The 8,145-nt window shown below is 59.1% G+C and carries 8 protein-coding genes; all 8 read left to right on the forward strand.

Annotation, left to right across the window (positions count from 1 at the left end; all coding sequences use genetic code 11):
- The first annotated feature begins 82 nt into the window (after positions 1 to 82).
- The 8 genes from tnpA (at position 83) to ADK28_RS11475 (ending at position 7,345) form a co-directional block, all read left to right on the forward strand.
- A complete protein-coding gene (tnpA, locus tag ADK28_RS31510) occupies positions 83 to 412 on the forward strand; it encodes an IS66 family insertion sequence element accessory protein TnpA (RefSeq protein ID WP_049191698.1) in 330 nt (109 codons plus the stop codon).
- Entirely contained in the window at positions 406 to 744 is a 339-nt protein-coding gene (tnpB, locus tag ADK28_RS11440; RefSeq protein WP_048795397.1) for an IS66 family insertion sequence element accessory protein TnpB, read from the forward strand. Before tnpA ends, tnpB begins: the two co-directional genes overlap by 7 nt.
- A 64-nt stretch (positions 745 to 808) precedes the next feature.
- Entirely contained in the window at positions 809 to 2,311 is a 1,503-nt protein-coding gene (gene tnpC, locus ADK28_RS11445; RefSeq protein ID WP_048795398.1) for an IS66 family transposase, read from the forward strand.
- A gap of 179 nt (positions 2,312 to 2,490) precedes the next feature.
- Entirely contained in the window at positions 2,491 to 3,261 is a 771-nt protein-coding gene (locus ADK28_RS11450; RefSeq protein ID WP_239686239.1) for an N-6 DNA methylase, read from the forward strand.
- A 384-nt stretch (positions 3,262 to 3,645) separates the two neighbouring features.
- On the forward strand, positions 3,646 to 3,930 hold the full coding sequence (locus ADK28_RS11455) for a hypothetical protein (RefSeq protein ID WP_048795700.1): 285 nt from the start codon (positions 3,646 to 3,648) through the stop codon (positions 3,928 to 3,930).
- The gene (locus tag ADK28_RS11460; RefSeq protein ID WP_048795701.1) at positions 3,927 to 4,691 is read left to right on the forward strand and encodes a hypothetical protein; all 765 of its coding nucleotides are present in this window, start codon (positions 3,927 to 3,929) and stop codon (positions 4,689 to 4,691) included. The genes ADK28_RS11455 and ADK28_RS11460 overlap by 4 nt, the downstream gene beginning before the upstream one ends.
- A 556-nt stretch (positions 4,692 to 5,247) precedes the next feature.
- Entirely contained in the window at positions 5,248 to 6,042 is a 795-nt protein-coding gene (locus ADK28_RS11470) for a hypothetical protein (RefSeq protein WP_048795702.1), read from the forward strand.
- Positions 6,043 to 6,430: 388 nt separating this feature from the next.
- Positions 6,431 to 7,345: a DUF1281 domain-containing protein gene (locus ADK28_RS11475; protein WP_065426250.1), complete on the forward strand. Its 915-nt coding sequence runs from the start codon at positions 6,431 to 6,433 to the stop codon at positions 7,343 to 7,345.
- The last annotated feature ends 800 nt before the right edge of the window (positions 7,346 to 8,145 follow it).

Consider the following 8,145-nt stretch of genomic DNA (forward strand, 5'->3'; position numbering starts at 1 on the left):
GTAAGCACGCGGTGAACTCACATTGTTAATCCTTGTGCGACTCGGCACGCTTGAACCTCATGTTCACTACGCAGGTTCCCCCATGCCAAAATCTCGCCATACCCTCCAACAACAGCAGCAACATGTCGCCGACTGGCAATTCAGCGGCCTGTCCCGCACTCAGTACAGCCTGCAACACCATCTCAATGTCAAAACCTTTTGCAACTGGGTCGGCAAGTGGACCAAAATCCCAACGTCACCGGCCGCTGAACCCCCTTTTATTCCGGTGACTGTTGCCCCTGAAGAGGCACCGCTATCCCTCCCCAACATAGACCCGCATATGCCCGCCATTACCCTGAATTTAAAACGGTGCTCCATCACCTGCCAGCCCAGCCAGTTGCCGGCCATCATGGCGGAGCTCAACCTATGCTAATGCCTCATGCCATCTGGCTGGCCCGTGAGCCGACCGATATGCGCCGGGGTATTGATACCCTGACCCGGCTGGCCGATGAACACTTGCCCTCGCCCTTACCGCCGGGAACCGCGGTGGTTTTCTGCAACAAGGCACGCTCACGCATCAAAGTGTTGCAGTGGGACAAGCACGGCGTCTGGCTGTGCACCCGCCGGTTGCATCAGGGCCACTTCACCTGGCCCCGCCCCGGGGATACCGCCTGGCCGCTGACGGCAGAGCAGTTCGCCTGGCTGACCAAGGGGGTAGACTGGCAACAGGTTGAGGGGCTTGACCTGCCGGGCTGGGAAACCTGAGACGTTAAACGTTAACGTCATGATATGACGTGATTATCACCGTCCGTTATGTCAAGCTGCTGATATGGATATCGACGCGCTGTTTACCACACAAGATCCCCATGAGTTACGTGTCCGGGCTCTGGCCCTGCTCGAAGCTCAGGCTCACTACATCCAGGCCCTGGAAGACGCGCTGAAGGCCGGCCGTCGCTGGCGCTTCGGCCGCAAGAGTGAAGCCTTCCAGGGCGAACAGCGGAGCCTGGCGGAAGAGGATGTCGATGCCGACACCGCCGACCTGGAACAGCAGTTGGCGGCGGTGTTACCGGCAGGCAAGGCGCTCCCTGGCACACCGCCCAAACGCCAGCCATTGCCGCCAGAGTTATCCCGTGAAACGGTCCGTCTTGACCTGAGCAGTCATGACTGCCCCGACTGCGGGCACGCCCTGCGCCCCCTGCGTGATGAGGTGAGCGAACGGCTGGAGTACATTCCGGCTCGGGTGGTGGTGCATCGCACGGTGCGCCCGCACTACAGCTGTCCCTGCTGTGAAACCGTCCATACCGTTCCCTTACCGCCTCAGCTTATCGAAAAAGGCCAGCCCGGTCCGGGGTTGTTGGCCCAGGTCACCGTAGCCAAATGCAGTGACCATCTGCCGCTATACCGTCAGCAGAAAATCTACCTGCGTCACGGTATCGATATTCCCTGCAGCACGCTGGCTGGTTGGTTCGGTGCGGTGGGGGCGGCACTGAAGCCACTGGCCGACGCCCTGCGGCAGGACCTGCTGCAGCAAGCGGTACTGCAGGCGGATGAGACACCGTTACTGTTGCTCAATCCCGAAAAAGGTCACAGCCAGAAGGGGTATCTGTGGGCCTACGTCAGCGCCGCCGGGGCAGACAGGGCGGTGGTGCTGTATGACTGCCAGCCGGGCCGCAGTGGCACCTATGCCAGCGCGATGCTGGATAGCTGGCAGGGTACGTTGGTCGTGGACGGCTATGCCGGTTACCGGGCGCTGTTCGACGAAGGTAGCGTGAAGGAAGCCGGCTGCTGGGCGCATGTGCGTCGGAAGTTCTTCGACCAGCACAAGGCGAACGGCAGTCCGGTGGCAGAAATCGCCCTGGCCACTATCCGCGAGCTGTACAACCTGGAGCGACGGATAAAGCAGCGCCCGGCAGAACAACGACGACGATGGCGACACCGTTATGCCAAACCGCGGTTGAAGGCGTTCGAAAGCTGGTTACAGGTGAAGCAGCAGAAGACGGCACCAAACTCGGGGATACGCAAGGCCATCGACTATACGTTGAAGCGATGGGCGGCGTTACTGGTCTATCTGGAGGATGGTCGGGTACCGATAGACAACAACCGGGCGGAGAACGTGATACGTCCGGTGGCGGTTGGGCGCAAGAACTGGCTCTTCGCAGGCAGTCTGCGAGCGGGTCAGCGAATGGCGAATATCCTGAGTCTGCTGGAGACGGCAAAGCTGAACGGTTTGGAGCCGTATGCCTGGTTGCGTGATGTACTGACGCGGTTGCCGTCGTGGCCGAACCGGCGGTTGAATGAGCTGCTGCCGTACGCCGGCAATACCTTCCGTTAGTCCTCTGAAAATCCAAAACACAAACTCACCTTGCAACGCAAGGTGAGTTCACCACGTGCTTACAGTCTTTTGCGCTGCGGCCTTGCATCCGGAGCTGGATTTTTTCCAGCTGGCACGTTGCGTCGTGTGCGGTATGGCGGGAGCACACCGCAGACCGCCGGAAAGGAAGGAACGCCAGAATGACGCAATTAACTCTGGAGATGGCATTACCAGAAGCAACTCCTCGTAAACCAGCGCATACCGGGCAAAACGGTTACGACCATTACCGCCGGGATTTTGTTCGCCTGTTTAGCGACATCGCGCGCTACCATCACCGGCATGAAGTGTTCCGGGATTTCGTTGAGATGGCATCGATCGCTGTCCAGAATGCCTTTCTTCGCTCGCCGGAACTGGAACAGGAATATCTGACTATTGCGGGCCGTTATCAGCCTGATGATGTGAAACGTATGGCACACCTGCTGGCATGCCTCACCGGCGCGCTGGAGTGTCAGCCCGGTGATTTTCTTGGGCAGATATTTATGGAGCTGGAGATCGGCTCTGCGCATATGGGCCAGTTTTTCACTCCTTATCACCTTTCCCAGTTGATGGCTCGTCTTACCGCCGGCAATGCGCGCGAACAGCTGAAGCACAAACCGTTTATCACATTACATGAACCCGCTGCCGGCGCCGGTAGTATGGTGATTGCTTTTGCAGAGGTGATGGCAGAGCAGGGCATTAACTATCAGGACAAACTCTTTGCCAGCTGCATGGATATTGACCCGGTGGCAGCGCATATGTGTTACCTGCAGCTGTCCTACCTGGGTATCCCCGCAGAAGTCGTGATCGGCAACTCTCTGACCCTTGATGTTCGTCGGACTTACCGGACGCCTCTATGGTACGTCGGGGGCTGGCAGGAACGGCTGGGAACGGCTGATGCTATCGATTCTCTGCGCCGGTTTCTCCGGGGATGATGGAAGGCCGGGGCCGGTGCCCCGGCTGTCCGGGTGCTTCCAGGGGGCGATGCCCCCGGCACACCCGGCCGAATAAGGATGCCCGCCCCGGCGGGCCTGTACCGAAAAAAGCACTTCCGGTGTCCTCCAGCCTGGCGCACGTTATCTCCAGCCATCGCTTAAACGGTTGCACCGTGCCGTCAAAATTCAAGCCGCCGTCTGCGGCACCCGTTCGCACTCCTTCCCGTTGGTCAGTCGCTTGCGCTGCGGCTTTGCATCCGGGGCATGACTTTTGCCCGATGGCCCGTTGCCGCCCGTCGCTCATGGCGGGAGACAACGACCCCCTTCGAAAGGAGGAACGCCAGAAGGAAGTTTTTTTCGGACCATTACGCGAAGGAGAAAGTTATGAACGATCGTCAGGTAGTGCAAAACCTGCTGCAGGCAATGACAGATAAGCTGCTGATTTCATCCCCTGAGTTCGCCGCTACGCTGGCGCACTTTAATATCATCACAACGTATCAGGGCGTAAAAGGCGATCCGGATTGGGCGGGTCTGTGTGGCCGTGAAGCCAGTTTTTACGTGGACGTCTTCAGCGCCTCATATCCAAAAGGTCAGCGCTATGAGTTCCACTGCCCGGGTGACGCAGAAGCCTTCGCTGCCGGTGCGCGTGACGGGGAGGTTATCCTGTGAGCCTGTATACCCTTCTGACGGCGGCCCGGGGCCGCCAGCTTCTTACTGAACGCGGCTGGTCTGAAGGCCTGGATTTCCACGCAGCAGAATGCGGCAGCATGTTAACGGTTGCGGGTACGGTCAATACCAGCGCCCTGATTGACCTGTTGCCCTGCCTGGCAGCGCGAGGACGGCTGGCATCGAAGAACGTCAGCGGTCTGCAGCTGCTGTGCGGCAAGAGCGGCGCCACTGCCCGGGTTTTAGGTAAGGTCTGTGGAGAGGAAATGAGCCTCAATGTTGTCCTTATCGATATGCCTGATGACCGCGAGCTGTGCCGGGACTCCCTGCAAAATGCCCTGCAGGATGATCTTGCTGCTGTCTGCCAGCTGATGGCTGAGGACGCTGACACCATCCTGGCGCTAACCGGAGCCAGATATGATGGTGCCTGGATATTTGAGCGTGAAACACCCCATTTCATTGTGGCTGCAGAAGTATGGGATGAGCTGCCAGTCACGGTAAAACCTGACCGCCAGCAGACCGATGCCTGGCTGGATGAGATCCTCAACCAGGGTTCTGAAGTCCTGACCGTCGGCCTGGTGGTCATTCGGGATCTGGGTATGTTCCGGATGGGAGAAATTCAGCTTCCCGAGGTCTGTGTTATCCGTCCCGGTACACCGGTGCGTGGCTGGCTACCGCGCCAGCACCTGACGACCCTGGCGGCGAACGTCCGCAGAACCATCCAGATTGAGCGGGAAATTACCGCAAGTTTTGCCCCGCGCTGATGTTAACGCACCCTCCCGGGCCGCCGGGAGGATCCACTGAGGTGATGTACATGCAACCCATTTCTGTCCCTGCTACTTTCAGAGAGCCGCCCGCAGAGCTGATGATATTTTCCCGCTCCATTTCAGATGACGACCTGTGCGCCTGGTGTAAGCATCTGTGGTACAGCCCCGGGGAGGCCAGCCTCTGCCAGCGCCACGCGGGGGGAGACTGGCCCGGCGCCACCGATGCAGACGGCTATTTCCAACACTGTGGCGATTTTTCCCGCGCCGCGAATAATGACGCGCCCTGAAGGGCGCCTTTACCCGCCTTACAGGCGGACGACGTCTTTCCTTCGGCGTCTCTCTCCTTTGTCGCCGGTGTTTCTGGCCGTGACTCACGCTGAGCCGGTGCGGTCCGGCATCAACAGCCCGTCAGTCCCCCGGTCGCCGCGTCTGCCACGCGGCGCTGCGGCCTCCCTCCGGTTATTGACGCCGGCCCTGATACCCCGTCTCGCGAAAGGGTCACGGCCATCACTTCCCGGCCAATCAGGGGAGTCAACACCAGAGGAAACACACGATGACATTTCAGACCCTTCACAGCCTGACCAGTGCGCTGATCCACACCATGGCAAAACAGGAGCTGCAGGCCCTGAACTGGCCCACATCACTTCGCCTTGAATATGGCCTGCAGTGGTGCCAGAGCGACGGCGTGGTTTTCCACGGCACCCTTTCCAGCGCCGATCTGCTTCGTATTATTCCGGGGCTGCGAGGAAAGCGTTATCTGACCCGGCGCAATGCCCGGGCGTTATTCACGGCGGTGAAGGAGCAGGGCGCTTGTGTGCGACTCGAGCTGGCACAGAGCTGGTACAGCCATTCTGGCGATACCCGGATGGTTGCCGAGGGGTTTCCGGATGAAATGGAAGGGCTGGAAAAACGTCTACTGCAGGCACTGCGCGAACAATATGAATGTCTGTGTCACAGTGTGAAAACACTGGGTTACCGACTCACCGAAGGAACGTATCCGGCTGAATATAATGAGAGCCTGTTCACCCGGGCCACGGAGAACGTCACCCTGGAGGCCGTGGCGGTAGACCCGTGCGACTGTGGCTATTGTGACACAGAGGATGCCATTCTGGAGGAGTATATCCGGCTGATCCTGGACGATAATGCCCGCGTGGCTTCCGTCCGGTTTCAGGTGAAATGCGCGGGCCAGCTGATGGCGGAGTCCTGGGCCAGTGAGGTTGTCATTCTCCCCGGGCAGCCGGTCAGAAAATGGGTCTGCCGATCAGAAATTCAGTATGTCGCAAACGAAGCCCGTCACGCCATTACAGAGCAGGCGCAGGCCTTCCGCAGTTTTGTTCACGCCGCCTGATCCCCGACACTTCCGGGTCGCTCCCCAGCGGCCCGTTTCCCCCTGCCGGATACCCCCGGCGTTGAGCCGGTGTTATCCGGAGTCAAAAAGGCCGCGCCCGTACCGGTCGCCTTCTGTCGCCGTGCCGGCGGAAGTTGGCTTTTTCCGCGATACGTTTTGTGCCCGAGGGGGCTGACGCCGTGCCCAAACCTTAGCCCGGGCGGCGTGAGTAACAAGGGAAGCTACGCCGCGCTCCTCACCCGTTCACGTCAAAAATCAGCGCATTCAGCACTGATTTTCGCCTGCGCTGCGGCTTCCGGGCGCGCCCTTGTTCCCCCCGCTGACCGCCCGGTCTGGTTAGTGGTCACGGCGACAGCCGTATCCACCAACCTATATGGGAGAGAGAACGATGCCGAACTGGTGTGCCAACCGAATTAAACTCACCGTGTCTGTGTATGCGCAGGCCGAGGTCGAAGCCTGGGCGAACGGGACGATGTACCCGTATTACAAACGCGCCATTAATCAAAGTATTCGTATGTTCATCGCTGGCGTGGCCGGGCGACTGAAGCCGGGTATCGATATGCAGTATCTGCCGTATCCTGCGCTCACTGCGCATGGCTGCGACGAACCCACTGAAGCCGCCCTTGCATTTGGCGGATGGGTGGCAAAGCTGGGCAGTAATGCCTGGCTGGATAAATCATGCTGCCATTATATCGACCAGTATTATCAGGCGACGGGGCTTGCCGGTCTGAAGTGGGATGATCTGACCGCCGATGAGCAGACGCGGGTTGATGCCGTGATGCGCATTCAAAGCCATGACTGGAGCCATTTGTGGCTGCAAACCGTCAACCGGGGAGAGGTGTTCGATATGCTTGAAGCCGAACCCGAAGGCGAGATGTGCGATTTCCGCCTGATTTTCCCCACAAGGCTTGCGTGTGAACTTAACGGATTTAATGGTCGCCTGCTGGAGAGGGTACAGAGCGCCTGTGACCTGTACTGCGCCAACTATGGCATTAAATGGCCTTCAGCCAGTCAGGCTGAAATAACAGGCGGTTACGGCTGGCTGGAAATTGATATGGATACGCCCTGGTCTCCGCCAGATGAGTCGGTCATGGAGGCACTGTCAGACAGATGGGGCTGTACCATTGACCACTATTTCAGTGAGGCTGGCAGTGACTATTGTGGCTACCGGCGTTATGAAGAGGGTCGTCTGGTTGAGTGTGCTGATGACAGTCTGGAGTATGACGAAGATGATGAGCACGGATGGCGCGATGTCATTGGCCCGGACTGGCTGCTGGGTAATGTACCGCACTATGGTGGTTAAATAGTAACCGCTCAGGGGCGTATCACGAACAGTGCGCTCCTGAGCATGTTATCCACAGGCTGTCCGGTACCTTACTGACCTGCACTGTGGACAACCGACTTTTGCCGGCGGGAAAACCCTTCTGCAGGCTGATGCCTGCAGGGACTGAAGCCCGGCGCCTGCGGCGCTCCGGCCCGGTTCCGGATGTCCTGAAATCATGCGATTCAGGGTGACAAATATTTCAGGTTTCGGGGTTGAAATGGTCAGATTTTTAATGCGGAAAAAGTGCAAAAACTGCACTTATTTTAATTTCTTTTTTAACCGAATTTCGGGGCTCAAAAGCGCCACAATCAAAGAAATTCAAACCCGGCTGGGCCCCTTCGGCTTCCCGGTGAACCGGGTCGTCGCCTGCACTTCGCCGGGTGTCCACGCGGTGGCCACCAGGCTACGCGGAGCCTGGACGTGGCCTGTCTCCGTCCCGTTGGGATAGCAAGCGATGCCTGAGGTCAACGACCCGCTTGCTGCCCCCGTTCCGGGTGCGCCGCTTTCACTGGCCGTCGCGGACGGCCGCTGAGGAAAGCCGGTAAACCGGCTTCTTCCGGCGCCCACTTTGCCCCCGTTGTCAGCGGTGTTCACTTTTGCTGTGACTGACACTGCCCTGTTCCGGTCCATAAACAAGGGTCGGCTGAAGCCTGATGCCGGCACCCGTTCGCACTCCCTCCCTCTGGTCAGTCGCTTGCGCTGCGGCTTTGTCATCCCCCTTGTTTCCGTCCCCGATGGAACAGGGCGGTCATGTGTCACAGCAACGTGCTCCCCGCCTT

Origin of the sequence: Serratia sp. 506_PEND (assembly GCF_001076875.1) — a bacterium.
In the GTDB taxonomy this organism is placed as follows: domain Bacteria; phylum Pseudomonadota; class Gammaproteobacteria; order Enterobacterales; family Enterobacteriaceae; genus Serratia; species Serratia marcescens.

Excerpts from the sequence above, each read along its gene's own strand:
- ADK28_RS11455 (WP_048795700.1), top strand. The coding sequence starts at position 3,646 with ATGAACGATCGTCAGGTAGTGCAAAACCTGCTGCAGGCAATGACAGAT.
- ADK28_RS11450 (WP_239686239.1), top strand. The coding sequence starts at position 2,491 with ATGACGCAATTAACTCTGGAGATGGCATTACCAGAAGCAACTCCTCGT.
- ADK28_RS11470 (WP_048795702.1), top strand. The coding sequence starts at position 5,248 with ATGACATTTCAGACCCTTCACAGCCTGACCAGTGCGCTGATCCACACC.
- tnpA (WP_049191698.1), top strand. The coding sequence starts at position 83 with ATGCCAAAATCTCGCCATACCCTCCAACAACAGCAGCAACATGTCGCC.
- ADK28_RS11475 (WP_065426250.1), top strand. The coding sequence starts at position 6,431 with ATGCCGAACTGGTGTGCCAACCGAATTAAACTCACCGTGTCTGTGTAT.
- tnpB (WP_048795397.1), top strand. The coding sequence starts at position 406 with ATGCTAATGCCTCATGCCATCTGGCTGGCCCGTGAGCCGACCGATATG.
- tnpC (WP_048795398.1), top strand. The coding sequence starts at position 809 with ATGGATATCGACGCGCTGTTTACCACACAAGATCCCCATGAGTTACGT.